This is a genomic window from Streptomyces cirratus, assembly GCF_014650775.1.
GTDB lineage: Bacteria > Actinomycetota > Actinomycetes > Streptomycetales > Streptomycetaceae > Streptomyces > Streptomyces cirratus.
Genome location: NZ_BMVP01000001.1, coordinates 698115 through 723689 on the forward strand (window position 1 = coordinate 698115; position 25575 = coordinate 723689).

A 25575-nucleotide genomic window follows, 5' to 3' on the forward strand; every position below is an offset into this window, starting at 1 on the left:
TCCGCATGTGGGCCCGTTTGTCGCGATCGGGGTCGCCCGCCGGCTACTTCTTCTTGCCGCCGGACTCGTCGCTGGAGAGGACGGCGATGAAGGCCTCCTGCGGGACCTCCACGGAGCCGACCATCTTCATCCGCTTCTTGCCTTCCTTCTGCTTCTCCAGAAGCTTCCGCTTACGGGAGATGTCACCGCCGTAGCACTTCGCGAGGACGTCCTTGCGGATGGCGCGGATGGTCTCGCGGGCGATGACGCGCGAGCCGACGGCCGCCTGGATCGGGACCTCGAAGGCCTGGCGCGGGATGAGCTCACGCAGCTTGGCGACGAGGCGCACACCGTAGGCGTAGGCGGCGTCCTTGTGGCAGACGGCGGAGAAGGCGTCGACCTTGTCGCCGTGCAGCAGGATGTCGACCTTGACCAGGCTGGAGGACTGCTCGCCGGTGGGCTCGTAGTCGAGGGACGCGTAACCGCGCGTCTTGGACTTCAACTGGTCGAAGAAGTCGAACACGATCTCCGCGAGGGGGAGCGTGTAGCGGATCTCGACCCGGTCCTCGGAGAGGTAGTCCATGCCGAGCAGCGTGCCGCGGCGGGTCTGGCACAGCTCCATGATCGCGCCGATGAACTCGCTGGGCGCGAGGATCGTGGCCCGCACGACCGGCTCGAACACGTCCGAGATCTTGCCCTCGGGGAACTCGCTCGGGTTGGTGACGGTGACTTCCTTGCCGTCCTCCAGGACGACGCGGTAGACCACGTTGGGGGCGGTGGCGATCAGGTCGAGGCCGAACTCGCGCTCCAGGCGCTCGCGGACCACGTCCAGGTGCAGCAGGCCGAGGAAACCGACGCGGAAGCCGAAGCCGAGCGCCGCCGAGGTCTCCGGCTCGTAGACGAGCGCGGCGTCGTTGAGCTGGAGCTTGTCCAGGGCCTCGCGCAGGTCCGGGTAGTCCGAGCCGTCGAGCGGGTACAGGCCCGAGAAGACCATCGGCTTCGGGTCCTTGTAGCCGCCGAGGGCCTCGGTCGCGCCGTTGTGCAGGCTGGTGATCGTGTCACCGACCTTGGACTGACGGACGTCCTTCACGCCGGTGATGATGTAGCCCACCTCGCCGACGCCGATGCCGTCGGCCGGGGTCATCTCCGGGGAGGACACGCCGATCTCCAGCAGCTCGTGCGTGGCGCCGGTGGACATCATCCGGATGCGCTCGCGCTTGTTGAGCTGGCCGTCGACGACACGGACGTAGGTGACCACGCCGCGGTACGAGTCGTAGACCGAGTCGAAGATCATCGCGCGGGCGGGAGCGTCCTTGACGCCGACCGGCGCCGGGACGGTGGCGACGACCTTGTCCAGCAGCGCCTCCACTCCCAGACCGGTCTTCGCCGAGACGCGCAGCACGTCCTCGGGCTGGCAGCCGACCAGGTTCGCGAGCTCCTCGGCGAACTTCTCCGGCTGGGCGGCCGGCAGGTCGATCTTGTTCAGGACGGGGACGATCGCGAGGTCGTTCTCCATCGCCAGGTACAGGTTGGCGAGGGTCTGCGCCTCGATGCCCTGGGCGGCGTCGACGAGCAGGACCGTGCCCTCGCACGCCGCGAGGGAGCGCGAGACCTCGTACGTGAAGTCGACGTGACCGGGGGTGTCGATCATGTTCAGGATGTGCGTGTCGCCCTTGCCCGGGCCCTCGGTGGGCGCCCACGGCAGACGGACCGCCTGCGACTTGATCGTGATGCCGCGCTCACGCTCGATGTCCATGCGGTCGAGGTACTGGGCGCGCATCTGCCGCTGGTCGACGACGCCGGTCAGCTGGAGCATCCGGTCGGCGAGGGTCGACTTGCCGTGGTCGATGTGCGCGATGATGCAGAAATTGCGGATCAGCGCCGGGTCGGTACGGCTCGGCTCGGGCACGTGGCTGGGGATCGCGGGCACGCAGTGTCCTGATTCTCGGGTCGTATATCTCGTAGATGCAGAGTCCCATGGTCCCATGGACGGCGCAGTGCGCTCGGTTTGGGCCGTTCGGAGCGTGCCTGGTAGCCTGGGCAGCTGTGTCTCGTATGGCCTCTCACCGTCCGGGACACAATCCGAAGATCAAACTCTGAACCTGAAAAGGCTCTTTCGTGGCGAACATCAAGTCCCAGATCAAGCGGAACAAGACGAACGAGAAGGCGCGCCTGCGCAACAAGGCCGTCAAGTCTTCGCTCAAGACCGCGATCCGCAAGGCCCGCGAGGCCGTGGCCGCCGGTGACGTCGAGAAGGCCACCGTGGCTTCCCGCGCCGCCGCGCGTGCGCTCGACAAGGCTGTCTCGAAGGGTGTCATCCACAAGAACGCCGCCGCCAACAAGAAGTCGGCGCTGGCCACCAAGGTTGCCACCCTCCAGGGCTGAGCTCCTGATGTGATCGCCGGGTAGGGACCCAGCGGGCCCTCTCTCCCGCTCCTGACCGGCAACCGCGCCGCACGCGAAGCGTTCGCCACGCGGGTGCGGCGCACCCAGAAGTACCGAAGGCCTCGACCGCCATCCTTCCCCAGGACGCGGCCGGGGCCTTCGTCTTGCCCGCCTCCTGCGATCCGGCGGACAGCGGGCACCGACTGTCGGCCCCGTTCCGACCCCCGCCACCGACGGCGCCGGGCCGCCCGGCTCACCGCCGCGGCGGTGAGCCGACGGACCCTGGCCGGTGAGCCGGCGGCACCGACCCCTACCGGCCCCGGCGCCCACGGACGTCGAACGCAGCAGCTGATCGGCGGTGGGGCCCGCCCACCGAACCCCGCTGTCACGGGGCGGAGAACAGCCGGGAAGCGGCGCGGGGCTTCGTCCTCGCCGCCCGCCTTCCGTCTTCCGTCTTCCGTCTTCCGTCTTCCAGCCACGCACGACAAGAGGCCCGCGGCCGCGCCGACCCCACCGCGAGCAGGGCCGTGCCTGTCACGCGTTCCCGTCGAGCGGGACGAGCGCGTGCGCCACGCCGGGACGGTCCCGACCTCCCGAGGAGCCCTCACGCCGCGGGTCGACGACCGGTGGGCACCGGGAAGCCAACGGCCCGGCCGGCCAACCGGAGCCACCTCCTCAGAGGCTCCCTTCCCCGCCGCAAGCAGCCCACGGCACCGCGAGCCGGCCACTCGGGCCACCCGCGCCCACCAGCTGCTCGGGGGGGCGGTCGCGCACCGCCGGAGGCTAGCGGCGGGCTGCGCGGGAGACGGCTACGACCGCCTTCTCCAACGCGTACTCCGGGTCGTCGCCGCCGCCCTTCACGCCCGCGTCGGCCAGCGCCACCGCGCGCAGCGCCTCCGAGACGCCGTCCGCCGACCAGCCCCGCATCTGCTGCCGGACCCGGTCGATCTTCCACGGCGGCATGCCCAGGTCCCGCGCGAGGTCGCCCGGGCGGGCCCCGCGCGGGGCCGAGGCCAGCTTCCCGATGGCGCGGACGGCCTGGGCCAAGGCGCTGGTGATCAGGACCGGAGCCACACCGGTGGACAGCGACCAGCGCAGGGCTTCGAGCGCCTCCGCCGCCCGCCCCTCCACCGCCCGGTCGGCGACGGTGAAGCTGGACGCTTCCGCCCGGCCCGTGTAGTACCGCCCGACCACGGCCTCGTCGATGGTCCCCTCGACGTCCGCGCACAACTGGGCCGCCGCGCTCGCCAGCTCCCGCAGGTCGCTGCCGATCGCATCGACCAGGCTCTGGCACGCCTCGGGAGTGGCCGAACGCCCCAGCGTCCGGAACTCCCCCCGGACGAACGACAGCCGGTCCGCCGCCTTCGTCATCTTCGGGCAGGCGACCTCCCGGGCGCCGGCCTTGCGCGCCGCGTCCAGCAGGCCCTTGCCCTTGACGCCACCGGCGTGCAGCAGGACGAGGATGATCTCCTCGTACGGCGCAGCGAGGTACGCCTTGACCTCCTTCACCGAATCGGCGGAAAGGTCCTGCGCGTTGCGCACGATCAGGACCTTGCGCTCGGAGAAGAGCGACGGGCTGGTCAGCTCGGCCAGCGTGCCGGGCTGGAGCTGCTCGGAGACGAGGTCCCGCACGTCCGTGTCGGCATCGGCGGCACGCGCCGCCGTCACCACTTCCCGTACGGCGCGGTCGAGCAGCAGGTCCTCCTGCCCCACCGCGAGGGTGAGCGGGGCGAGCGGATCGTCGGTGGGGTTCTTCCTGGTGGCCATCGCCTCCAGCATCCCACGCCCCACCGACAGTCCCCCTCCCCCGCTCCCCGGCCGCGGCCCCGTCCCGGACAATGGCCGGGTGAACGTGCGACATGTACTGGTCCTGCCCGACCGCGACGCCGCCGAGGAGGTGGCGACCGAGATCGTCGACCGCTTCGGCCTGCCCGAGGAGCCCCAACTGGTGCGCGACGCCCTCGCCGGCGAGGACGACGCGGAGGACGCCCAGTGGCTGGTGGTCATCGAGGACCCGCGGGACAAGCTCGACTCCGCCGAGCTGGACGACCTCGCCTCCGTCTACGAAGGGTGGCTGGAAGCCCCCTGATCCCCGCGCCCGCGCCCGCCTCCTCAGGCCTTGTGGACGATCTGGACGTCCAGCTCCACCTCGACGCTCGCGCCGATCGCCGCGACCCCCTGGGCCAGCACCGACTGCCAGTTCAGCGCGAAGTCCTCGCGGTTCAGTGCGGTGGTCGCCCGGCACACGGCCCGCGGTTCGCCCTGGAGGCCCGTACCGGTACCCATGTACTGGGTGTCCAGGGTCACCGAGCGGCTGACGCCGTGGAGGGTCAGGGCGCCCGCGACGGCCCAGCGGCTGCCACCGCGGTGGATGAAGCGCTCGCTGTAGAACTCGACCGTGGGGTGGCGCGCCGCATCCAGGAAGTCGGCGGAGCGCAGGTGGTCGTCCCGCATCCGCAGCCCGGTGTCGATGCTCCCGGCGTCGATGATCACGCGCATGGAGGAGTCCTCCATCCGCTCGGCTATCCGTACCCCGCCGGCGAACGTGGTGAACCGGCCGTGGATCCGGGCGAAGCCGATGTGACGGGCGGTGAAGGCGATCGAGGAGTGCGTCGGGTCGATTTCCCAGTGTCCGGGCGCGGGCAGCCGCGGCGGCTCCACCGCGTCGAGGACGATCTCCGCGGTGCCGTGCTGCGCAGGGTCCCCGACCAGCGTCGCCCCGTGGAACGGCGCGTAGCCCTCGGCGGTGACGGAGAGCCGGTACTCCCCCTCCGGTACGGCCGCGTTGAACCCGCCGTACGGGTCGGTCTCCCCGCTGACGACCCGGCGGCCTATCGGGTCGGTGACTTCGAACTTCGCCTGGCGCACCGGCTGGTGCACCGTGTCGAGCACCCGGCAACTGAGCAACCGGGCCGTCGGTGGCAGCGTCAGTGTCGCGGCCGTATGGGAGGCGGCGCTGCCGCCCGTCTCCATCCCCCGTCGGCGTCCGAACATGGTTGATGCACCCCCGTGCGGTGTGGACTTGGACCGTGCTGGCGAAAACGCATTCGATCATGCTGCCGGGTTGTGGGCAAACAGAAGGGACGCGCCCGGTATGCCCGCGTCGTTTGCGTCGCCGTCCGGCCGGAAACGCCCGTAGCCCGGGGCCGCTTCCCGCGACGGCCACGCTGCCGTCCGTGTCGGTGCGTAGGACGACCGTGCCCATCGCCCGCAGCCCGGCGAGCGTAGCGGGCGCGGGATGTCCGTACCGGTTGCCGGCGCCGACCGGGACGAGCGCGATGCGTGGCCGGACCCGGGCCTGGAGCGCGGGGTCCTGGTGCGCGGAGCCGTGGTGGGCGACTTTCAGCACGTCCACGGGCGCCAGTTCCGGATGATCCCGCAACAGGGCCTGCTGGGCGAGTGGTTCGAGGTCACCGAGGAGGAGCAGGGTCAGGCCGGAGGTTCGCACCAGCAGGGTGACGCTCGCGTCGTTCGGCCCGTCCGTCGGCGGGCCGGCGGGCGGCGGCCACAGCACCCGCCACTCCAGTGGCCCGGTCCGGCGCCGCTCGCCCGCGACGGCGGCCATGACCGGCACCCCGGCGCCGGCGGCCGTGCGCCGGACGAACTCGGCCTGGCCCGCCGGTTCCTCCAGCGTCGTCGTCTGGATCGCCCCCACGGCCCGGCCCCGCAGCACCCCGGCGAGGCCGCCCACGTGATCGGCGTGGAAGTGCGTCAGCACGAGCAACGGGATCCTCCGCACCCCCAGGCTCCGCAGACACGCGTCCACCGGCCCGGCCTCCGGTCCCGCGTCCACGACCACCGCCGTGCCCGGTCCCACGGCGAGGACGGCCGCGTCCCCCTGCCCCACCGCGCACTGGACGTAACTCCAACCGGGCGGCGGCCATCCTTTGAATGTACGAACGAGCAGCGGCGGCCTGAGTACGGCCGCGAGCAGCGCCAGGGCCAGGGCGGAGCAGAACCACCACCTGCGCCCCCACCGGACGCACAGGCCGACCACACCGGCCGTGACGGCGGCCAGCAGCGCACCGCCCACCCACCCGTCGGGCCACGCCAGCTCCGCCCCGGGCAGCCCCGCCCCGGCGCGGGCCACCCCCGCGATCCACCCGGCCGGCACCCCCGCACACCAGGCGAGGAGTTCCGCCGCCGGCATGCACAGCGGAGCCACCGCGAGCGTGGCGAAGCCGAGCACCGTGGCCGGACCCGCCGCGAGTTCGGCCAGCAGGTTGCACGGCACCGCAACCAGGCTCACCCGGGCGGAGAGCACCGCGACCACCGGGGCGCACACCGCCTGGGCGGCCGCGGCGGCCCCCAGCGCATCGGCGAGCCCCTGCCGCACGCCCCGCCGCCGCAGGGCCTCGCCCCACCGCGGTGCCAACGTGAGCAGCGCCCCGGTGGCCAGCACGGAGAGCAGGAACCCGGTACTGCGGGCCAGCCACGGGTCGTACAGCACCAGCAGCAGAACGGCCGCGGCCAGAGCGGGCACCAGGGACCTGCGCCGACCCGTGGCCAGGGCCAGCAAGGTGATCGCCCCGCAGGCGGCGGCCCGCAGCACGCTGGGTTCGGGCCGGCACACCACCACGAAGGCGAGCGTCAGCGCGGCGCCGCACAGGGCCGTCGCCCGCAGCGACAGCCCCAGGCGCGGGGCCAGCCCACGCCGCTCGGCGTGCTGGGCGGCAGCCGGAGGCCCGATGAGCAGGAACAGCACCACGGTGAGGTTGGAGCCGGACACCGCCAGCAGGTGCAGCAGGTCGGTGGCGCGGAAAGCGTCGTGCAGATCGGGCGGGACCCGCGACACATCGCCGACCACCAGGCCCGGCAGCAGCGCCCGGGCGTCGGGCGGCAGCCCCCGCGTCGCCTCCCGCAGCCCGGCCCGCAGGGTTCCAGCGAGGCGCTGCACCCCGTCCGGGCCGTGCGTCACCCTCGGCGGCGCGTTCCCGGCCGGACGGAGCAGAGCCACCGCCCGCTCCCCACCCCGGCCGGGGGACAGCCGCCCCACCACCTCGACCCGCATGGAGGGCTGTAGCCCCGCCCACGCCGGGTGCCCGGCCAGCACCCGCACCGGCGTCTCGACTGCGGCCCGCACCCCGTCGGGGCCGGTCACCCGGGTCACCACCGCGTCCAGCATCACCATCGGCGGCCCGCCCCGGCCCGCCACGGACCGGGGATCGGAGCCGACGGTGAGCTCCGCCAGGACCCGGGCGTGCTCCCCGGCCAGCCCGAGAACGGGACCGTCGCGGGCCTGCGCACGCTGGAGCCCGGCCACCCCGGCACCGGCGCCCGCGCAGAGCAATGCGGCGGCAACGACCGTACCCACCCTCCACAGCGGGCCGGGCCTGCGGCAGCCGGCCAGCAGCAACAGCCCCGCCGCCACCACCGCCACGCCCACCCCGGCGCCGGTCCACGCGGCCGGCACGTCCAGGCAGACGGCGGCCGCCGCCCACGCGGCCAGGGCCGGCCCGGCGAGCCGCAGGTCCATCGGCCCGGTCCCCTCGGGGCGGTTCACGGCCGCACCAGCTTGCGCAGGTCGGAGAAGCGGCGTTCGCCGATGCCGTTGACCTGCCGGAGTTCCTCCACGGAACGGAAACCGCCCCGCGCGGTGCGGAAGTCGATGATGTGCTGCGCGAGCACCGGACCGACCCCGGGCAACCCGTCGAGCTGCGCGACGGTGGCGCTGCCCAGGCTGAGCGGGCCGCCACCGGACCCGGGACCCGGTCCGCCACCCCCCGCCGGGGGCTGCGCGGGCGCGCCCACCACCACCTGTTCGCCGTCCACCAGCACCCGGGCCCGGTTCAGCCCGGTCATGTCGGTGCCCGGCCGCACTCCTCCGGCGGCGGCCAGGGCGTCCTCCACCCGCGCACCGGCGGGCAGCGTCCGCACCCCCGGCTCGCGGACCTTGCCGCTGACGTCCACCACGACCCGGTTGGCTCCGGTGGGGGCCGGGGCCGGCGGCGCGGGTGCCGGGGCGGGCAGCGAAGCGGGCGCGACCACGGCCGGCGCGGTCACCGGCCCCGGCCGCGCCGACCAGTACTGCTGGGCCGCGAAGCCCACCGCCGCGACCAGCACCACCGAGAGCGCCGCGACCGTCCGCGGCTCCACCCCGCACCGCGCCTGGAGCCACACGGGAAGCCGCTCCCGCACCGCAAGCCACCGCGCGCCCCGCCGCTCCGGCGGAACCGCCACCGCGTCGGGCACCCGCACCGGCACTTCGGGCTCGCGGACGCGGACCCCGGGGTCACGGCCCCGAACCCCGGGATCGGAGTCGGGCACGGGGTCGGAGTCAGGCACGGGATCGGAGTCAGGCACGGGATCGGAGTCGGGCACGGGATCGGGCGGCGGCGCCGTCAAGATGGCTTCGGCCCGGCGCCGCACCGTCACGGGATCGGGGTACGGCTGCCGCCGACGGTCACGGAACCGTCCGTCGGACCGGGGTTGACGGCCGGGGCCACTGGTGCCGTCGGCTCGAGAAGGGGGCGAAGTACGCGTTCGTAGAGTCATGCCACGACGGTAGGGGCCCCTTCCGATCCTCGTTCGGAAGCCTCAATTCCGGTGGATGTCCCAGCCGTTGTGGATAACCCCGCCACCCGTTCCGGTGACCCGCCGGCCGGTCAGCGCGGCGAGACGACGGCCGCCAGCAGACCCGGGCCGGTGTGCGCGCCGATGACCGCGCCGACCTCGCTGACGTGCAGCTCGACCAGCCCGGGGATCCGCTCCCGGAGCCGTTGCGCGAGCTTCTCGGCCCGCTCCGGCGCCGCGAGGTGGTGCACGGCGATGTCAACGCTGCCCGAGCCCGCTCGTTCGACGGCCAGCTCTTCCAGGCGGGCGATGGCCCTGGACGCCGTACGCACCTTCTCCAGCATCTCGATCCGGCCGCCGTCGAGCGTGAGCAGCGGCTTGACGGCGAGCGCCGAGCCGAGAAGTGCCTGCGCGGCTCCGATGCGGCCGCCGCGTCGGAGGTAGTCGAGGGTGTCGACGTAGAAGTACGCCGACATGTCGGAGGCCCGCTTCTCCGCGGCCGCCACCGCCTCGTCGACCGAACCGCCGGTCTCCACCACCTCGGCGGCGGCGAGCGCGCAGAAGCCCAGGGCCATGGCCACCATGCCGGTGTCCACGACCCGGACGGGGACGGGGGCGGTCTTCGCGGCGACCACGGCGGCGTCGCAGGTCCCGGAGAACTCGGCGGAGAGGTGGAGGCTGACGATGCCGGTCGCGCCGGCGTCGGCGGCGGCCTGGTAGGCCCTGGCGAAATCCTCGGGGCTGGGGCGGGAGGTGGTGACCGAGCGGCGCTTTTGCAGGGCGAGCGCGAGGCTGCGGGCCGAGATCTCAGTGCCCTCTTCGAGCGCCTCGTCGCCGAGCACCACGGTCAGGGGGACAGCGGTGATCCGATGCCGCGCCATCGCCGGTTGGGGCAGATAGGCCGTGGAATCGGTGACGATCGCGACATGGCGGGACATGAGCGGGAGGTTACCGCCAGCGACCCCCCTCCGGCAGCACGAGCCCCTCACCAGGGCCTCTGGCCTCTGCCCGCCGACCGGGACCGTCCCGCGCGAACCCCACCCGTGACCGCCGACCCGCCGCCCTTACGCCTGCCCCGCCTGCCCCGCCTGCCCCGCCTGCATGGCCTGCATGGCCTGCATGGCCTGCCGGGCAGGTCTTCCCACTCTCAGGCCGTCGTCTCCGGCCTCGGCGTCTTCCCCGGCGTCTTCTCCCAGGGGTGACGCGGCGCCCGGGTGGCCGGGTTCAGAGCCGCGGGGGCGGGCTCGGTCGGGCCGTCCGCCCGGCGCTCCGGCTCGGCCGGCTCGGTCGCCTCCCGGGAGGCGGCGGCCGCCGTCAGGTCCTCCACCGACTCCCGCGACCAGTCACGCAGCGCACCCGACTCCACCTCGATCTGCGCCGACAGCGCGGACAGGTCGTCCTCCGCGAACCGCCGGGCGCGTTCCCGCGCCGCCCACCGCAAGGAGTCCGCCGACTCCGTGATCTTGCGCGTGCGTGCCCGCAGATCGGGCAGGGCCGCGGCGATCCGCTTGCGGTCCGGCTCCTGCTCCAGCCGCTTCAGCTCGGCGTCGAGCTCGTGCCCGTGTTCGCTCAGCCGCTCGAAGAGGCCGATCGACTCCCTCAGCGAGCCGTCCGTCTGGACGCCCTGGTACAGCGCCTGTTGCGTCGCCCTCATCGAAGTCCGCAGGTCGAGCCGCAGCTGCGCCAGCCCCGCCGTGACCCCCACCTGGCCGAGGCTCCTGGCCCTGAGGGTCGTGTCCTCCACCGTCCGCCGGGCCTGCGTGATCGTCCGGTCCACGCCGCGCTTGGCCGCGCCGACCGCCTTCACCGTGGCCCACACGCCCAGCCCCAAGAACGCGAACAGCACCAACAGGGCAAAGATGACCAACGCGCCCGCCTCCATGAGGCTCCCTTCCCCTGCTTATTCCGTCCCCTCCACCGTAAACGCAACGGGCAGGTCGGGGGTTCCCTTCGAACCCCCAACCTGCCCGTACGGGAAGACCCCTAGATCCGGTGGATCAGGCCGCCGACCCTCAGATGACGATGTTCACGAGCTTCGGCGCGCGCACGATCACCTTGCGGATCTCCGCCCCGCCCAGCGCCGCCACGACCGCCTCGTCGGCCAGCGCCAGTCGCTCCAGGTCACCCTCGGAGACCGTGGGCGGCACCTCCAGGCGGGCCTTGACCTTGCCCTTGACCTGGACGACGCACGTCACGCTCTCGTCCACCACGTACGCAGGGTCCGCGACCGGGAAGTCCTGGTGGACCACCGAGTCGCTGTGTCCCAGCCGGTGCCACAGCTCCTCCGCGATGTGCGGCGCCAGCGGGGCGACGAGCAGCACCAGCCGCTCGGCGACCGAGCGCTCCAGCGGCCGGCCGGCCTTCGTCAGGAAGTTGTTCAGCTCGGTGATCTTCGCGATGGCGGTGTTGAAGCGCAGCCCCGCCAGGTCCGCGCCGGCCCCGTCGATGGCCTTGTGCAGCGCGCGCAGGGTGTCCTCGGCGGGCTCGGCGTCGACGACGGTCACCGCGCCCGTCTCCTCGTCCACGATGTTGCGCCACAGGCGCTGCAGCAGCCGGTACTGGCCGACCACGGCCCGCGTGTCCCACGGACGCGACACGTCCAGCGGGCCCATCGCCATCTCGTACAGGCGCAGCGTGTCGGCGCCGTACTCCTCGCAGATCTCGTCCGGCGTGACGGCGTTCTTGAGGGACTTGCCCATCTTGCCGTGCTCTCGCTTGACCGGCTCGCCCTGGTAGAAGTAGCCGCCGTCACGCTCCTCGACCTCGGCCGCGGGCACGTACACGCCGCGCGCGTCGGTGTACGCGTACGCCTGGATCATGCCCTGGTTGAACAGCTTGTGGAACGGCTCGGCGGACGAGACGTGGCCCAGGTCGAACAGCACCTTGGACCAGAAGCGCGCGTACAGCAGGTGCAGCACCGCGTGCTCGGCGCCGCCCACGTACAGGTCGACACCGCCGTGCGGGGCGCCCTCGCGCGGGCCCATCCAGTACCGCTCGACGGCCGGGTCGACCAGCGCCGATTCGTTGTGCGGGTCCAGGTAGCGCAGCTCGTACCAGCAGGAGCCGGCCCAGTTGGGCATGGTGTTGGTCTCGCGGCGGTAGCGCTTGACGCCCTCGCCGCGGCCCAGGTCCAGCTCTACCTCGACCCATTCCTCGTTGCGCGACAGGGGGGTCTCGGGCTTCGACGCGGCGTCGTCGGGCTCGAAGGTGCGCGGCGAGTAGTCCTCGACCTCCGGCAGCTCCAGCGGCAGCATCGACTCGGGCAGCGGGTGCGCGACGCCGTCTTCGTCGTAGACGATCGGGAAGGGCTCGCCCCAGTAGCGCTGGCGGCTGAACAGCCAGTCGCGCAGGCGGAAGTTGACGGTGCCTTCACCGATGCCGCGCTCGGCCAGCCAGTCGGTGATGCGGGCCTTCGCGTCGACGACGCCCAGGCCGTCCAGCGAGATGCCCTCGCCGGTCGAGTTGACGATCGTGCCGTCGTAGGAGGAGAACGCGTCGTCCCACTCGGCCGGGTCGGCGTCGCGGTCGTCGGAGGGCTCCACGACGCAGCGCATCGGCAGCTCGAAGGCGCGGGCGAACTCGAAGTCGCGGCTGTCGTGCGCCGGAACGGCCATGATCGCGCCGGTGCCGTAGCCCATCAGGACGTAGTCGGCGATGAAGACGGGGACCTGGTCGCCGCTGACCGGGTTGGTGGCGTACGCGCCGGTGAAGACGCCGGTCTTGTCCTTGGCCTCGGCCTGCCGCTCGACGTCCGACTTGGCCGCTGCCTGCTTGCGGTACGCGTCCACCGCCTCGCGGGGGGTCGCGGCGCCGCCCGTCCACACCTGGTGGGTGCCCTCGGGCCACGCGGCCGGGACGATCTTCTCGACCAGCTCATGCTCGGGCGCCAGCACCATGTAGGTGGCGCCGAACAGGGTGTCGGGGCGGGTGGTGAAGACGGTGATCGCGTCGGTGCCGACGGGGAAGTCCACGCGGGCGCCTTCGCTGCGACCGATCCAGTTGCGCTGCTGGAGCTTGATGGCCTCGGGCCAGTCCAGTGCGTCCAGGTCGTCCAGCAGGCGGTCGGCGTAGGCCGTGATCCGCATGTTCCACTGGCTCAGCTTCGCCTTGAAGACGGGGAAGTTGCCGCGCTCCGAACGGCCGTCGGCGGTGACCTCCTCGTTCGCCAGTACGGTGCCCAGCCCCGGGCACCAGTTCACGGGCGCGTCCGAGGCGTAGGCCAGCCGGTACTCGTTCAGCACGTCCGCTCGTTCAGCCGCGCTCAGCTCCGCCCAGGCACGGCCTCCGGGGACCTCGCGGGAGCCGTCCTCGAAGGCGGCGACCAGCTCGGCGATCGGGCGGGCCTTCTTCGCGTCGGCGTCGTACCAGGAGTTGTAGATCTGCAGGAAGATCCACTGCGTCCACTTGTAGTAGTCCGGGTCGATCGTCGCGAACGAGCGGCGCTTGTCGTGGCCCAGGCCCAGCCGGCGCAGCTGGACCTTCATGTTCTCGATGTTGGCTTCGGTGGACACGCGCGGGTGCGTGCCGGTCTGCACGGCGTACTGCTCGGCCGGCAGGCCGAAGGCGTCGAAGCCCAGGGTGTGCAGGACGTTGTGGCCGGTCATCCGCTGGTGGCGGGCGAAGACGTCCGTGGCGATGTATCCGAGCGGGTGGCCGACGTGCAGGCCCGCACCGGAGGGGTACGGGAACATGTCCATGATGAACTTGCTGGGCCGCGCGACGAGCGCCGCGGTCTTCGCGGGGTCGGTCCCGGCCAGGTCACCGGTCGGGTTCGGGGCCTCGTAGGTGCCCTCCGCGTCCCATACGTCCTGCCAGCGTGCCTCGATGTCGGCGGCCATGGCAGCCGTGTAGCGGTGCGCCTCGGCCGCCTCGGGGGCCGGGGTGTTCGTCTCGCTCATGATTTCTGAAGCTCCATCGATCGTCTCTGCCGTCTCTGCCTGCCCAAACGAAAAAACCCCTCGCACAGGAGGGGACGCCGCGCCGATGCCGACCGTCTCGAAGGGTCGGTACTGATCAGCGCGGCTCGGTAAGCAGAAGGCGTACGGCACGCATGGCGTCAGGGTACCGCAGCGGCCCCGACGCCCGCTCGGGCGTTCCGCACAACGAGAAGCGGGCCACCCGATCCGGGTGGCCCGCTTCTTCACTGTGGAACTTGTGGAGCTAAGGAGAATTGAACTCCTGACCTCCTGCATGCCATGCAGGCGCTCTACCAACTGAGCTATAGCCCCTCGTGTTGCCCGCCGCTTCGGTTTCCCTTGCCGGTTCCCCTTGGCGACGTCCCAAACATTACACGGTCATGGCCCTGGTCCAAAAATCGGTTTCCGCACCTCCGGAGCCATGACCGACATGTACCGCTAAGTCCGTTTCATCACGCCTTGGCGAACTGGTAGAACCGCTTGAGCGTGCAGTGCTCGTCGAGCAGTCGGCCGTAGATCGGCTCGCCCTCCAGCTCGCGGTAGGTCTCGATGGGGTCGCCCTTTATGATCAGCGCCCGCGCGCATTCCTCGCACCAGTACTGGTAGTCGGGGTTGACCGGCTCCATGTCCCGCACGATCGGCGTGCCGTTGTTGCACCAGTCGCACCGCCGCCGGTGTGCACCCATCCGTCAGCGACTCCCTCCCGCGTCGGGCCGTCGTGTCCCCCTCCGGCGGTCCGATTCTGCCATGCCGGTACGGGCCCGGTCAGCAAGCACAAAAGGAACAAACGCAAGTATCCCGCCCCCTGTTGGGGACGGGATACCGATTGTGGAGCTAAGGAGAATTGAACTCCTGACCTCCTGCATGCCATGCAGGCGCTCTACCAACTGAGCTATAGCCCCGCTCTTCACCGCGCTCCCCCGTTTCCGGCGTTCCGCGCTGCGAACAAGAAGAACTCTAGCCTGTGACCAGCCGGAAAGTGAAATCCGGCCGTGGGCCCTCACCGGCGTTCGCCGTGGGCCCTCACCGACGTGGGCCGTGGCCCCGCATCGACGTGCTCAGTCGTCGTCGCCGAGCACCGGCTCCGGCAGCGTGCCGGCGTTGTGCTCCATGAGGCGCCAGCCGCGCGCGCCCTCGCCGAGGACCGACCAGCAGCAGTTGGTGAGCCCGCCGAGGCTCTCCCAGGAGGACGGTTCCAGTCCCAGCAGACGGCCGATGGTCGTACGGATCGTCCCGCCGTGGCTGACCACCACCAGCGTGCCGCCCTCCGGCAGCAGGTCGGCGTGGCGCAGCACCACCGGCGCGGCCCGGTCGGCGACCTCGGTCTCCAGCTCGCCGCCACCGCGCCGCACGGGCTCGCCGCGCTTCCACGCGGCGTACTGCTCGCCGTACTTGTGGAGGATCTCCTCGTGCGTGAGCCCCTGCCACTCGCCCGCGTACGTCTCGCGCAGCGCCTCGTCGTGCTCCACCGCGAGGCCGGTGAGGGCGGCCAGCTCGGCGGCCGTGTTCGAGGCGCGGCGCAGGTCGGAGGCGATGATGGCGTCCGGCTTCATCGACGCGAGCAGCCGGGCGGCGCGGCGCGCCTGCGCCACACCGGTCTCGGTCAGCTCTATGTCCGTGGAGCCCTGGAAGCGGCGCTCCAGGTTCCAGGAGGTCTGGCCGTGCCGCCAAAGGACGATCTTCCGGCCGCTGCGACCGTCCTTGCCGTCCGATGCGGCCGGTGCGGTGGAGGCGGCCGTACCGGTCGTACCCGTGTCGGTCGTGCTCAGAACAGATCACCGTCCAGTTCGTCGTCGCCCTGCGCCTCGCGCAGCTTCGCGTGCTCCTCGGCCTTGCCGATGGTGAGCTTGGCGTCCTCGGGGAGCTCGATCTCGGGGCAGTCCTTCCACAGGCGCTCCAGCGCGTAGAAGACCCGCTCCTCGCTGTGCTGGACGTGCACGACGATGTCGACGTAGTCGAGCAGGATCCAGCGGGCGTCGCGGTCGCCCTCGCGGCGCACCGGCTTGGCGCCGAGTTCCTTGAGCAGGCGCTCTTCGATCTCGTCCACGATCGACTTGACCTGGCGGTCGTTGGGCGCGGAGGCGAGGAGGAAGGCGTCGGTGATCGACAGCACGTCGCTGACGTCGTACGCGATGATGTCGTGCGCGAGCCGGTCGGCCGCGGCCTGGGCGGCGGCGGTGATGAGCTCGATGGAGCGGTCCGTGGCGGTCACTGGCCATGCTTTCGGGTTGGCGGGCAGATCCTCTCAAGGGTCTCATGTACCGCCGACACCGCCCGCGCGGAACGTTCCGCGCGGGCGAAATCACAGCTCAGCGGTCCGCCGGCCCGAGGTCTCGGCAGCTCAGGACGCCTTGTAGTCCTTGCCCAGGACCACCACGACGTCCGCGTTCACCGTGCTCTGGGCCTTCTTGACGGCCGTCTCCGGCAGCCCCAGCGTCTTGGCCACCTCGATCGCCTTGGCCCGCTGCGTCTCGTCCTGGTAGGTGATCTGCGACAGCGCCGCGCTCTTGTCGGCCTTGCCGCCCTCCACGAGGGTGTAGCCGCCGTTCAGCAGCGCCGCCTTCGCCGCGAGCTGCGTCTTCTCGTCCCCGGTGGCGTCCTTGAGGCCGATCCGGGCAGCGGCCCCGGGGACCGCTGCCGCGGAGCCGCCGAGGATCTCGTCGACGGCCTTCTTGCCCGCGCCGTCTCCGAGGGTGCCGTCCGGCTTCACCGGGAGCACCTCGGTGCGGTAGGCGCCCGTCTTCGCGTGCTCCCCGATCCGCGACAGCAGCGCCCCCAGGTTCTGCGCGTTCAGCGCCGGGTCCAGGATCTGGCCCATGCTCTCGACGGTCACCGCCGCCGCCTTCGGGTCTCCGGGGATCTTGCGCAGGACGGCGTACAGCACCTTGCCGAGCCGCTCCAGCTGCTTGGTCTCCGGCTCGCCCTGGGCGCGGTACGTGGCGTACGCGACGGCCATCGCGCCGGTCAGGCTCTGCTTGGCGCCCTGGGACACGGCCGGGGTCTTGGCCTGGTCGTCGGCCGGGACGGCGGTGTCGGTGTCGGCCTCGATGCCGCCGACCAGTTCGACGAGCCGCTCCAGGAAGGGCGTGTCCAGACGCCAGGTGCCGCCGATGCGGGTGCCGAGGACCGAGTCGAGGGACTCGCGGGTGCCGGTGCCGCCGTCCTCGACCGACTTGGACAGGGGCTGGCCGGTGCCGTCGTCCTTGGGGACGTTCAAGGTGTTCGGCAGCAGGACGGTGGCGCCCTGCTTCGTGGTCACGTTGTCGACGAGCAGCACCGTGGAGGAGCCGCCCTTCTTCGTGTTGAGCACGTGGACGACGATCATGTCGCGCTTCTGCGCCCCCGGGGCGGCGGCGGTCTTCTTCTGACCGCCCGGTCCGTCGAGGAAGGGCAGCTTGCCGGCGTACCAGAGGTAACCGGCGCCGCCCACGACGAACAGGGCGAGGACGACGACCAGCGCCACGATCCGGTTGCGGCCGCGGCGGCGGGCCTCCTCGCGGCGCTCGGTACGGCTCTCGGTGAAGGCGAGCCAGTCGATGACGTCCTCGGACTCCTCGTCCGGCTGGTCGATGAAGGCGAACATCTCGGTGCGGTAGTCCCGGCCGGCCTCGGGCCCGGGCTCGGAGGCGGCCCGGCGCGGCTCGGGGACCTGGGGGGCCGGCCGTGGATCCGGGTCCGGCTGCGGTGCGGGCTGCCGCTGGGGGGCCGGCTCCTGCGGGGCCTGCTGCTGGGGGATCCACTGCTGGGCCTGCTGCGTGCCGTACCCGTAGCCGGGGGCGTACTGCTCCTGGCCGTACCGGGTGCCGTGCTCCTGGGCGGGCGGCTGCGGGGCGGCGTGGGCCTGGCGGTCGTAGCCCTGTTCGTAGCCCTGGCCGCCGTAGCCGTACGGCTGCTCGTACGCGGGCGCGGGGGCCTGGGCGGGCGCCGGCCCGTACACCGGCCGACCGTACTGGTCGTAGCCGATGAGCTGCTGCTCCTGGGCGGCGTACGGGTCGTACGGATCCTGTCGGTCGTTCACCGCGGGCCCCTCTCTGCTGAACCGGAAGCTCAGGCTCCTCGGTACAGCTCACGCTTGTCGATGTAGCGCACGACACCGTCCGGCACCAAATACCAGACGGGATCGCCCTGCGCGACGCGCGCCCGGCAGTCGGTGGACGAGATCGCCAGCGCGGGCACCTCGACCAGGGAGACACCGCCCTCGGGCAGCCCGTCGTCGGTGAGCACGTGGCCCGGCCGGGTCACTCCGATGAAGTGCGCGAGGGCGAACAGCTCCTCGGCGTTGCGCCAGGTCAGGATCTGGGCGAGGGCGTCGGCACCGGTGATGAAGAACAGGTCCGAGTCGTGGTTGAGGGCGCTCAGGTCCCGCAGGGTGTCGATGGTGTACGTCGGTCCGCCGCGGTCGATGTCGATGCGGCTCACCGAGAACTGGGGGTTCGAGGCCGTCGCGATGACCGTCATGAGGTAGCGGTCCTCGGCCGGTGACACGACACTGTGCGACTTCTGCCACGGCTGTCCGGTCGGTACGAACACCACCTCGTCGAGGTGGAAGAGGGCGGCCACCTCGCTGGCGGCCACGAGGTGTCCGTGGTGGATCGGATCGAATGTCCCGCCCATCACGCCGAGGCGGCGCTTGACCGGGCCGGTAGGCGTTCCCTGCTCTCCCATGAGCGCAGAGCCTACTGGCCCGGTGGCGCGTCCCGGACCCGCATTCGAGCGAGTGCCCGAGGGCTCGGGCGGCCGGGCGGTGCGCTCGGACAACGGGTCTAGCGGTCGCGGTTGAGGCGCGTGGTCACCCACAGCAGGAGCAGCAGCACGCAGAAGGCGCCGCCGCCGGTGAGGTACGGGCTCAGGCTGTCGTGGTTGCCGCCGTGCTGCTCGGCACCCTCCGAGGCGAGAACGACCAGGTTGTGGGTGGTGGTGGAGAGGCTCATCAGGCAGGTACCTATCGAGTCGGGAGGGAGCGGAGACTTCCCTCACATCGTATGCGGGGCCCCCGGGCACCCTCACGCCGACTCAGGCGTTGGAGAGGATGGACGCGAGCACACAGGTCTATCCAGGGGGAGGGCGCCATGACGAACACCGGACCCGAGAAGGTACCGGCGCGGAACCGCAGGAGGTTCCCCGGCATCTCATCGCGGGCGTACGAGCATCCGGCGGACCGCTCGGCGCTGGTCGCGCTGCGCAACCTCAGCGGGTTCGACACCGTGTTCAAGGCCCTCAGCGGGCTGCTGCCGGAGCGGAGCCTGCGCCTGCTGTTCCTGTCGGATTCGGTCCGGGTCGGCGAGACGCAGTTCCCCCACCTGCACGGGATGCTGCTCGACGCCTGCTACGTCCTGGACTTGGACCAGGTCCCGCAGATGTACGTGCAGCAGGATCCGAAGCCGAACGCGATGTGCATCGGGCTGGACGAGCCGATCATCGTGGTGACGACGGGCCTGATCGATCTGCTCGACGAGGAGGAGATGCGGGCGGTGGTCGGCCACGAGGTGGGCCACGCGCTGTCCGGGCACGCCGTGTACCGCACGGTCCTGCTGTTCCTGACGAACCTGGCGCTCAAGGTGGCCTGGATCCCGCTGGGCAATGTGGCGATCACGGCCATCGTCACCGCGCTGCGCGAGTGGTTCCGCAAGTCGGAACTGTCGGCGGACCGGGCCGGGCTGCTGGCGGGACAGGACGTGCACGCCTCGATGCGCGGGCTGATGAAGCTGGCCGGCGGTCACCACTTGCACGAGATGAACGTGGACGCCTTCCTGGCACAGGCCGAGGAGTACGAGGAGAGCGGTGACCTGCGCGACTCCGTGTTGAAGATCCTCAACATGCTGCCGCGTACGCATCCCTTCACCACGGTGCGCGCGGCCGAGCTCAAGAAGTGGTCGCAGAGCCGGGACTACCAGCGGATCATGGACGGCCACTACCCGCGGCGGGACGAGGACAAGGACACCTCGGTGGGCGACTCCTTCCGGGAGTCCGCCTCGCACTACGCCGACTCCGTGCGCAGCAGCAAGGATCCGCTGATGAAGCTGGTCGGCGACATAGCCGGCGGTGCGGGCGACCTCGGCGGCAAGCTGCGTGACGTGTTCACCGGCTCGGGGTCCAGCACCAACGGCGGTCCGCAGGCGGGCGGCGCCGACCGGGACGGGAAGGGCGCCCAGGGCGGCGCGGGCGGCAAGGGCAGGGCTACGGAGCAGTAGCCGCGCCGTCGGGCGGGTTCTGGCGGTCGGGCGGGGTCGCGCCGGAGGCGTCCGGGGGTGTGGGCGCCGCCAGTACGCCGCACAGCCCGGCCGTGCGCCTCGGCTGGCCGCTGGCGTACGGGTCGCTGGCCGGCGGCCCGACGGTGGTGGGTGCCGCCCCGGCCAGCAGCGGGCGGAAACCGGCCGCCGGGTCGGTGGCGCAGTCCTCCGGTCCGGCCATCACGTAGGCCGAGAGCAGTTCCGTGCGCCGGGCCACGAGGTCCGCGCGGTCGAAGCGCAGCCGCAGCTCGCGCCGGACGGTGAAGAGCGACGCCCCGTCGGCGGCGGCCGGGGAGCCGGTGGCCGGGCGGACCGCGTAGACGAAGGTGTGGTCGGTGGTCACCTCCAGCGCGTCGGGGGTGACCTCCTCGAAACCGAGGGTGCCGTTCACCCGTACGTGTGCATCGACGATGGCGGCGGTGTCCGGGGCGAAGCGGACCAGCCACCCGGTGGCGGCGTGCCGGCCGTCCCCGGAGGGTGAGGTCATGCTCTGGTCGAACTGCGACTGCTGCCCCGGGTCGAGCAGGACCCGTACGGGCCGGGAGGCGGTGCCGGCCAGGACGTCCGGGTCCAGCGAGGACTGCACCAGGTAGTCCTTCGCGATGGACAGCGCCGCGACGATCTGGCTCTCGCTGAAGTGCGGGGTGCGGCGCACGGCGGGCAGGCTGATCCCCGCCGCCCCCACGGCGTACTGCGCCGCGGGGCTGTTCGCGTACAGGTCGGCGGGGCGTCCGCCGGGCACGGGGACGGTCGGCGCGAGCGGGACGACGACGCTGCCGAGGGGCTGGGCGTCGCCCTGGGGCGTGGGGACGTACGGGTTGCGCAGGCCCATGTACACGGCGGCCGCGAAGGCCGTGGCGATGAGCAGCACGAGCAGCATGCCCTGCCGGGCGCCCCTGCCGGGGTTCCCGGTGCGGTGCCCGGGGCCGCCGGCCGACCAGAGGGAGCGGCTGCGTACGGCCCGGGCGTGCTCGCCCATGCGTTCCTCGGCGGAGTACTCCTGGAGCCTGGCAGCGCGCACGAAGTCCTCGTCGAACACGACGGACCGGTACTCGTCCGCCCGGAAGTCGTCATCGCCCCCGCCGATGCCGTCGGGGGTGCCGTTGGGTGGATCTCCTGGAACGGCCATCGCTTCTCCCCGCTGTCCCCGCTGTAGAGAAGCCCCCGGCTCCGGTCACGCGAGTGGGGTCGTGCTCAAGGGGTCGTACTTTCAGGGTTGGCGGCCGACGGGGTACGTAAACGCACCCGCGCCGGTGACTTCGCGCAGCGGGGTACTGGCCGGGGCCGGGGCGGGGTCCGAGTCGGCTTCGGCGCTTCGGTACACCGCGCTGAACGCCAGGGCGACCATGCCGAGTCCCATGACGACGGCCAGCACCCAGGCGACCGGACGGAGCCACGGCGAGCGTCCTCGGTAGGGCCGCAGGCGGCCCCCGTAGATGCCGTAGGGGCCGCCGTCCGGGTACCCGTGGCCGTAGCCGCCGTGCTCCCAGCCGGGCTCGTCGAGGCCGTAGAGCCCGGGAGGGCCGTACCCGTAGCCGTCGTAGCCCTCGTAGCCCTCGTAGTCGTCTTCGCTGCTCCGGCCCCCGGCCACGCGCGCGGCCTCGGCGGCCTCGGCGCGGGCCCGGTCGGCGGCGCGCTGGCGCTCGGCCGCGCTCGGTTCGTGAATCTCGGCGTTCCGGACGAAGGCCTCGTCGAACACCACGGAGGCGAAGTCCTGATCCGCGCCTCCGCGGTCGTCGTCGGGCTCACCGTCGTCCGGGAACGGCTTGCCCCCCACGTCGTCCGGCACGGGGACAGCGTAGACCTGGGGGGCTGCTTTGGGCAGGGTGTGAGCGGAAATCCGGCCACACCGCGTGCGGCGGGCGGCTACCGGACGTGACCGTCGCCGGTGACGATGTACTTGGTGGAGGTCAGCTCGGGAAGGCCCATCGGGCCGCGGGCGTGCAGCTTCTGGGTGGAGATGCCGATCTCCGCGCCGAAGCCGAACTGACCACCGTCGGTGAACCGGGTGGAGGCGTTCACGGCGACCGTGGTCGAGTCGACCAGCTGGGTGAAGCGGCGGGCGGCGGCCTGCGAAGTGGTGACGATCGCCTCGGTGTGCCCGGAGGTCCAGCGGCGGATGTGGGTGACGGCGTCGTCGAGGGAGTCCACGACGGCGGCCGCGATGTCGTAGGAGAGGTACTCGGCGGCCCAGTCCTCGTCGGTGGCGGGCAGTGCGGTCACCTTGGTGCCCTCGGCGTACGAGAGCACCTCGCCGTCGCCGTGGACGGTGACGCCGGCGTCCGCGAGGGCGTCCAGGGCCAGGGGCAGGAAGGCGGCGGCGATGTCCCGGTGGACCAGGAGCGTCTCGGCGGAGTTGCAGACGGAGGGCCGCTGGGCCTTGGAGTTGACGAGGATGTCCACGGCCATGGCGAGGTCGGCCTGGGCGTCGACGTAGACGTGGCAGTTGCCGGTGCCGGTCTCGATGACCGGGACGATGGACTCCTCGACCACGGTCTTGATGAGCGAGGCGCCGCCGCGCGGGATGAGGACGTCGACGAGGCCGCGGGCGCGCATCAGCTCGCGGACGGAGTCGCGGGACTCGCCGGGCACGAGCTGGATCGCGTCCGCGGGCAGGCCGGCGGAGACGACGGCGTCGCGCAGGATCCCGACGAGGGCGGTGTTCGAGGCGTAGGCGGAGGAACTGCCGCGCAGGAGAACGGCGTTGCCGGACTTGAGGCAGAGGGCGGCGGCGTCGACGGTGACGTTGGGGCGGGCCTCGTAGATGATGCCGACGACGCCGAGCGGGACGCGGATCTGGCGCAGGTCGATGCCGTTGGGGAGGGTCGAGCCGCGGACGACCTCGCCGACGGGGTCGGGGAGGGCGGCGACGTCGCGGACGTCGGAGGCGATGGCGCGGACGCGGTCGGGGGTGAGGGTGAGGCGGTCGATGACGGTCTCGCTGGTGCCGGCTGCGGCGGCCTTGGCGGTGTCGACCGCGTTGGCCTCGACGATCTCGGACGTACGGGCCTCCAGCGCGTCCGCGACGGCCAGGAGGGCGGTGTCCTTGGCGGACCGCGGCAGCGGGGCGATGGCCGCGGCGGCGGTCCTGGCGGCTTGCGCGGTGGCGGTGACGGTGCTGGGGGCGTCGTACGAGGTCATGCGGCCCAGGGTAATCCCCGCCCGCCCGCCGCCCACGGGGGTTCCACCCCGTAAGACACCCCTGCCCTGCCGGGCGGAACGGGGCCGGACCCGCGGCCCGGGGCGGGGCCGTGATCCCGCGCCGGTTCTCCCCGGGGGAGCCACCGGTCGGCCCTGGCCTCCGGGCCCGGACACGGCGGGGCCGGGGGCGCTGCGCCGGCTTTCTCCCCGCCCCGCCCTTTCACCGTTTCCCGGGACTCCGCCCCGGACCCCGCGCCTCGAACGCCGGCGGGGCCGACTGCTCGGGCGAAGCCCTACCGGGCCGTAAGCCACAGCCCTGCCGGGCGGCCATCCGGACTCCGCCCCGGACCCCGCGCCTCGAACGCCGGCGGGGCCGACTGCTCGGGCGAAGCCCTACCGGGCCGTAAGCCACAGCCCTGCCCGGCGGCCATCCGGGACTCCGCCCCGGACCCCGCGCCTCAAACGCCGGCGGGGCCGACTGCTCGGGCGAAGCCCCACCGGGCCGTAAGCCACAGCCCTGCCCGGCGGCCATCCGGGACTCCGCCCCGGACCCCGCGCCTCAAACGCCGACGGGGCCGGAAATGCCCCGAGCCGCAGACGAACGCCCCGCCCGCCGGCGCCGGGCCTCAAGCGGGGGTCGGCGGAACTGCCCCCCTGGGCAGGCAGCCCAGAACCCCCGGCTGGCGAAACGACGGACGGAATCCGGCACAGCGGCCCGGAGCCGGGGAGGCCCGCCGGGGCCGAGCCGTGCGAGGGGCGCGTTCAGTAAGGGTGCACGCCGACCGGGTGGGCCGGGGGCGGACCGTAGCCTTCCGCCACGCGCTGGTGGTAGGTCGAGCGGTCGATGACCTCCAGGCCGACGATCTCCCACGGTGGCAGCCGCGCCGACGAGCGGTGCTCGCCCCACAGCCGCAGGGCGACGGCCGCCGCGTCGTGGAGGTCGCGGGCCTCCTCCCAGTACCGGATCTCCGCATGGTCATCGGCATACCGGCTGGTCAGCAGAAACGGGTGATCATGCGCGAGCTGCTCCAGCCCGCGACGCACCTCGCACAGCGGGGCCGGCTTGCCGGAGACGCTCAGGGTCACGTGCCAGAGGCGGGAGGTGTCGCCCTCGTCCCCGCCTCCGCCGCCGTCACCGTCCCCGGTGCCGACGCTGGTCAGCGCTCGTCTCACCAGCCGCCTCCTGTCTGCTCCACCACACCCCGCGTGTCCGTCTGCCTCTCACAGTTGACCAGTCCTTGGCCTGCCGTGCGGCGGTTTTACCGAACCTCAGCCCTCCAGCAGCACCAGATCGTCCCGGTGGACGACCTCCCGCTCGTACGCGGGTCCGAGCTCTCGCGCGAGCTCGCGGGTGGATCGCCCCAGCAGCCTCGGGAGTTCCTTGGCGTCGAAGTTGACCAGGCCCCGGGCCACCGCCCGGCCGTCCGCCGACCGCAGCTCCACGGGGTCCCCGGCGACGAACTCCCCTTCCACCGCCGCGATTCCGGCGGGCAGCAGCGAGCTGCCGCGCTCGGTGACCGCGCGCACCGCGCCGTCGTCGAGTACGAGGTGCCCTTGCGGAGTCGAGGCGTGCTGGAGCCACAGCAGGCGGTCCGCCGAGCGGCGGCCCGTCGCGTGGAAGAGGGTGCCCGTGCCGCGCCCGGCGAGGGCGTCCGCGGCCTGGCTGGCGGAGGTCAGGACGACCGGGATCCCGGCGGCCGCCGCGATCCGGGCGGCCTCGACCTTGGTGACCATGCCGCCGGTGCCGACGCCCGCCTTGCCAGCGCTGCCGATCGAGACGTGGGCGATGTCCTCGGGGCCGCGTACTTCCACGACGCGGGTGGTGCCGGGCAGCGACGGGTCCCCGTCGTAGAGGCCGTCGACGTCGGACAGCAGGACCAGCAGGTCGGCGCGGACGAGGTGGGCGACGAGGGCCGCCAGCCGGTCGTTGTCGCCGAAGCGGATCTCGTCCGTGGCCACGGTGTCGTTCTCGTTGACGACGGGCAGCGCCCCCATGACCAGGAGCTGGTCCAGGGTCCGGTAGGCGTTGCGGTAGTGCGCCCGCCGGCTGGTGTCGTCACTGGTCAGCAGCACTTGGCCGACGCGGATGCCGTACCTGGCGAAGGAGGCGGTGTACCGGGCGACGAGCAGACCCTGTCCGACGCTGGCGGCGGCCTGCTGGCGCGCCAGGTCCTTGGGGCGGCGGCGCAGTCCGAGGGGGGAGAGCCCGGCGGCGATGGCGCCGGAGGAGACGAGCACTATCTCCTTCTCGCCGCCGCTGCGGGCCTTGGCCAGTACGTCGACCAGCGCGTCCACCCGGTCGGCGTCGAGGCCGCCCGCCGCGGTGGTCAGCGAGGAGGAGCCGACCTTGACCACGATCCTGCGGGCGTCCACGACGCTCTGCCTAGCCGCTGACACGTCTTCCCCTTGCC

At 72.4% G+C, this 25575-nt stretch carries 21 protein-coding genes, 2 tRNA genes and 1 pseudogene; 3 read left to right on the top strand and 21 right to left on the bottom strand.

Features of this window, described 5'->3' with window-relative positions; translation table 11 throughout:
• Positions 1-43: 43 nt before the first annotated feature.
• A complete protein-coding gene (gene lepA / locus IE207_RS03210) occupies positions 44-1909 on the bottom strand; it encodes a translation elongation factor 4 (RefSeq protein ID WP_190182432.1) in 1866 nt (621 codons plus the stop codon).
• Between the two features lie 188 nt (positions 1910-2097).
• Between lepA and rpsT the strand changes: the two genes are divergently transcribed.
• Positions 2098-2364 (top strand): 30S ribosomal protein S20, encoded by a 267-nt coding sequence (gene rpsT / locus IE207_RS03215; RefSeq protein WP_030159297.1) that lies wholly within the window; start codon positions 2098-2100, stop codon positions 2362-2364.
• A 783-nt stretch (positions 2365-3147) separates the two neighbouring features.
• On the opposite strand, the gene holA is transcribed toward rpsT, so the two are convergent.
• Entirely contained in the window at positions 3148-4131 is a 984-nt protein-coding gene (gene holA / locus IE207_RS03220) for a DNA polymerase III subunit delta (RefSeq protein ID WP_190182433.1), read from the bottom strand.
• Positions 4132-4210: 79 nt separating this feature from the next.
• Here holA and IE207_RS03225 point away from each other — a divergent pair, with 79 nt between their 5' ends.
• Complete coding sequence (locus IE207_RS03225; RefSeq protein WP_190182434.1) at positions 4211-4453, top strand: hypothetical protein; 243 nt, start codon at positions 4211-4213, stop codon at positions 4451-4453.
• 23 nt (positions 4454-4476) lie between these two features.
• Here the strand turns inward: IE207_RS03225 and IE207_RS03230 are convergent, their stop codons facing one another.
• The 14 genes and pseudogenes from IE207_RS03230 to IE207_RS03295 all read right to left on the bottom strand — a co-directional run bounded on the left by IE207_RS03230 (position 4477) and on the right by IE207_RS03295 (position 18724).
• Positions 4477-5358, bottom strand: a complete 882-nt coding sequence (locus IE207_RS03230; protein ID WP_190182435.1) for a YceI family protein — start codon at positions 5356-5358, stop codon at positions 4477-4479.
• A 124-nt stretch (positions 5359-5482) separates the two neighbouring features.
• Positions 5483-7840 (bottom strand): annotated as a pseudogene (locus tag IE207_RS03235) (ComEC/Rec2 family competence protein); the annotation flags it as partial.
• A gap of 23 nt (positions 7841-7863) precedes the next feature.
• A complete protein-coding gene (locus IE207_RS03240) occupies positions 7864-8859 on the bottom strand; it encodes a ComEA family DNA-binding protein (RefSeq protein WP_190182436.1) in 996 nt (331 codons plus the stop codon).
• A 110-nt stretch (positions 8860-8969) separates the two neighbouring features.
• Positions 8970-9815, bottom strand: coding sequence for a DegV family protein (locus tag IE207_RS03245; RefSeq protein ID WP_190182437.1), 846 nt, complete (start codon positions 9813-9815; stop codon positions 8970-8972).
• A 209-nt stretch (positions 9816-10024) separates the two neighbouring features.
• The gene (locus tag IE207_RS03250) at positions 10025-10759 is read right to left on the bottom strand and encodes a hypothetical protein (RefSeq protein WP_190182438.1); all 735 of its coding nucleotides are present in this window, start codon (positions 10757-10759) and stop codon (positions 10025-10027) included.
• A gap of 130 nt (positions 10760-10889) precedes the next feature.
• Entirely contained in the window at positions 10890-13775 is a 2886-nt protein-coding gene (leuS, locus tag IE207_RS03255) for a leucine--tRNA ligase (RefSeq protein ID WP_190182439.1), read from the bottom strand.
• A 257-nt stretch (positions 13776-14032) separates the two neighbouring features.
• Positions 14033-14105: transfer RNA gene (locus IE207_RS03260), tRNA-Ala, on the bottom strand.
• A gap of 140 nt (positions 14106-14245) precedes the next feature.
• Positions 14246-14479: a hypothetical protein gene (locus IE207_RS03265; RefSeq protein ID WP_136215681.1), complete on the bottom strand. Its 234-nt coding sequence runs from the start codon at positions 14477-14479 to the stop codon at positions 14246-14248.
• 143 nt (positions 14480-14622) lie between these two features.
• Positions 14623-14695, bottom strand: a tRNA-Ala gene (locus tag IE207_RS03270).
• A gap of 156 nt (positions 14696-14851) precedes the next feature.
• Positions 14852-15472, bottom strand: a complete 621-nt coding sequence (locus IE207_RS03275; RefSeq protein ID WP_190182770.1) for a histidine phosphatase family protein — start codon at positions 15470-15472, stop codon at positions 14852-14854.
• A gap of 86 nt (positions 15473-15558) precedes the next feature.
• Positions 15559-16005, bottom strand: a complete 447-nt coding sequence (gene rsfS, locus IE207_RS03280) for a ribosome silencing factor (RefSeq protein ID WP_136215683.1) — start codon at positions 16003-16005, stop codon at positions 15559-15561.
• Positions 16006-16134: 129 nt separating this feature from the next.
• Positions 16135-17811, bottom strand: coding sequence for an LCP family protein (locus tag IE207_RS03285; RefSeq protein WP_190182440.1), 1677 nt, complete (start codon positions 17809-17811; stop codon positions 16135-16137).
• A gap of 29 nt (positions 17812-17840) precedes the next feature.
• Positions 17841-18458, bottom strand: a complete 618-nt coding sequence (nadD, locus tag IE207_RS03290) for a nicotinate-nucleotide adenylyltransferase (protein ID WP_190182441.1) — start codon at positions 18456-18458, stop codon at positions 17841-17843.
• A gap of 98 nt (positions 18459-18556) precedes the next feature.
• A complete protein-coding gene (locus IE207_RS03295) occupies positions 18557-18724 on the bottom strand; it encodes a hypothetical protein (RefSeq protein ID WP_190182442.1) in 168 nt (55 codons plus the stop codon).
• A 138-nt stretch (positions 18725-18862) separates the two neighbouring features.
• Between IE207_RS03295 and IE207_RS03300 the strand changes: the two genes are divergently transcribed.
• Complete coding sequence (locus IE207_RS03300) at positions 18863-19984, top strand: M48 family metallopeptidase (RefSeq protein ID WP_190182443.1); 1122 nt, start codon at positions 18863-18865, stop codon at positions 19982-19984.
• Here the strand turns inward: IE207_RS03300 and IE207_RS03305 are convergent.
• From IE207_RS03305 to proB, 5 genes are all read right to left on the bottom strand, one after another.
• Positions 19971-21152: an SCO2583 family membrane protein gene (locus IE207_RS03305; RefSeq protein ID WP_190182444.1), complete on the bottom strand. Its 1182-nt coding sequence runs from the start codon at positions 21150-21152 to the stop codon at positions 19971-19973. The two genes, IE207_RS03300 and IE207_RS03305, sit on opposite strands and share 14 nt — an antisense overlap.
• Positions 21153-21233: 81 nt before the next feature.
• Positions 21234-21812: an SCO2584 family spore wall biosynthesis protein gene (locus tag IE207_RS03310; RefSeq protein WP_190182445.1), complete on the bottom strand. Its 579-nt coding sequence runs from the start codon at positions 21810-21812 to the stop codon at positions 21234-21236.
• 77 nt (positions 21813-21889) lie between these two features.
• The gene (locus IE207_RS03315; RefSeq protein WP_373304659.1) at positions 21890-23164 is read right to left on the bottom strand and encodes a glutamate-5-semialdehyde dehydrogenase; all 1275 of its coding nucleotides are present in this window, start codon (positions 23162-23164) and stop codon (positions 21890-21892) included.
• A gap of 762 nt (positions 23165-23926) precedes the next feature.
• Positions 23927-24337 (bottom strand): DUF8830 family protein, encoded by a 411-nt coding sequence (locus IE207_RS03320; protein ID WP_308433545.1) that lies wholly within the window; start codon positions 24335-24337, stop codon positions 23927-23929.
• 96 nt (positions 24338-24433) lie between these two features.
• The gene (proB, locus tag IE207_RS03325; RefSeq protein ID WP_190182446.1) at positions 24434-25561 is read right to left on the bottom strand and encodes a glutamate 5-kinase; all 1128 of its coding nucleotides are present in this window, start codon (positions 25559-25561) and stop codon (positions 24434-24436) included.
• Positions 25562-25575: the final 14 nt, after the last annotated feature.

Coding starts and splice junctions, on each gene's coding strand:
- IE207_RS03250 (WP_190182438.1), bottom strand. CDS start 10,759: ATGGAGGCGGGCGCGTTGGTCATCTTTGCCCTGTTGGTGCTGTTCGCG.
- IE207_RS03315 (WP_373304659.1), bottom strand. CDS start 23,164: ATGACCTCGTACGACGCCCCCAGCACCGTCACCGCCACCGCGCAAGCC.
- IE207_RS03300 (WP_190182443.1), top strand. CDS start 18,863: ATGACGAACACCGGACCCGAGAAGGTACCGGCGCGGAACCGCAGGAGG.
- IE207_RS03230 (WP_190182435.1), bottom strand. CDS start 5,358: ATGTTCGGACGCCGACGGGGGATGGAGACGGGCGGCAGCGCCGCCTCC.
- IE207_RS03240 (WP_190182436.1), bottom strand. CDS start 8,859: ATGACTCTACGAACGCGTACTTCGCCCCCTTCTCGAGCCGACGGCACC.
- IE207_RS03305 (WP_190182444.1), bottom strand. CDS start 21,152: ATGGCCGTTCCAGGAGATCCACCCAACGGCACCCCCGACGGCATCGGC.
- nadD (WP_190182441.1), bottom strand. CDS start 18,458: ATGGGAGAGCAGGGAACGCCTACCGGCCCGGTCAAGCGCCGCCTCGGC.
- IE207_RS03295 (WP_190182442.1), bottom strand. CDS start 18,724: ATGAGCCTCTCCACCACCACCCACAACCTGGTCGTTCTCGCCTCGGAG.
- IE207_RS03245 (WP_190182437.1), bottom strand. CDS start 9,815: ATGTCCCGCCATGTCGCGATCGTCACCGATTCCACGGCCTATCTGCCC.
- holA (WP_190182433.1), bottom strand. CDS start 4,131: ATGGCCACCAGGAAGAACCCCACCGACGATCCGCTCGCCCCGCTCACC.
- IE207_RS03265 (WP_136215681.1), bottom strand. CDS start 14,479: ATGGGTGCACACCGGCGGCGGTGCGACTGGTGCAACAACGGCACGCCG.
- leuS (WP_190182439.1), bottom strand. CDS start 13,775: ATGAGCGAGACGAACACCCCGGCCCCCGAGGCGGCCGAGGCGCACCGC.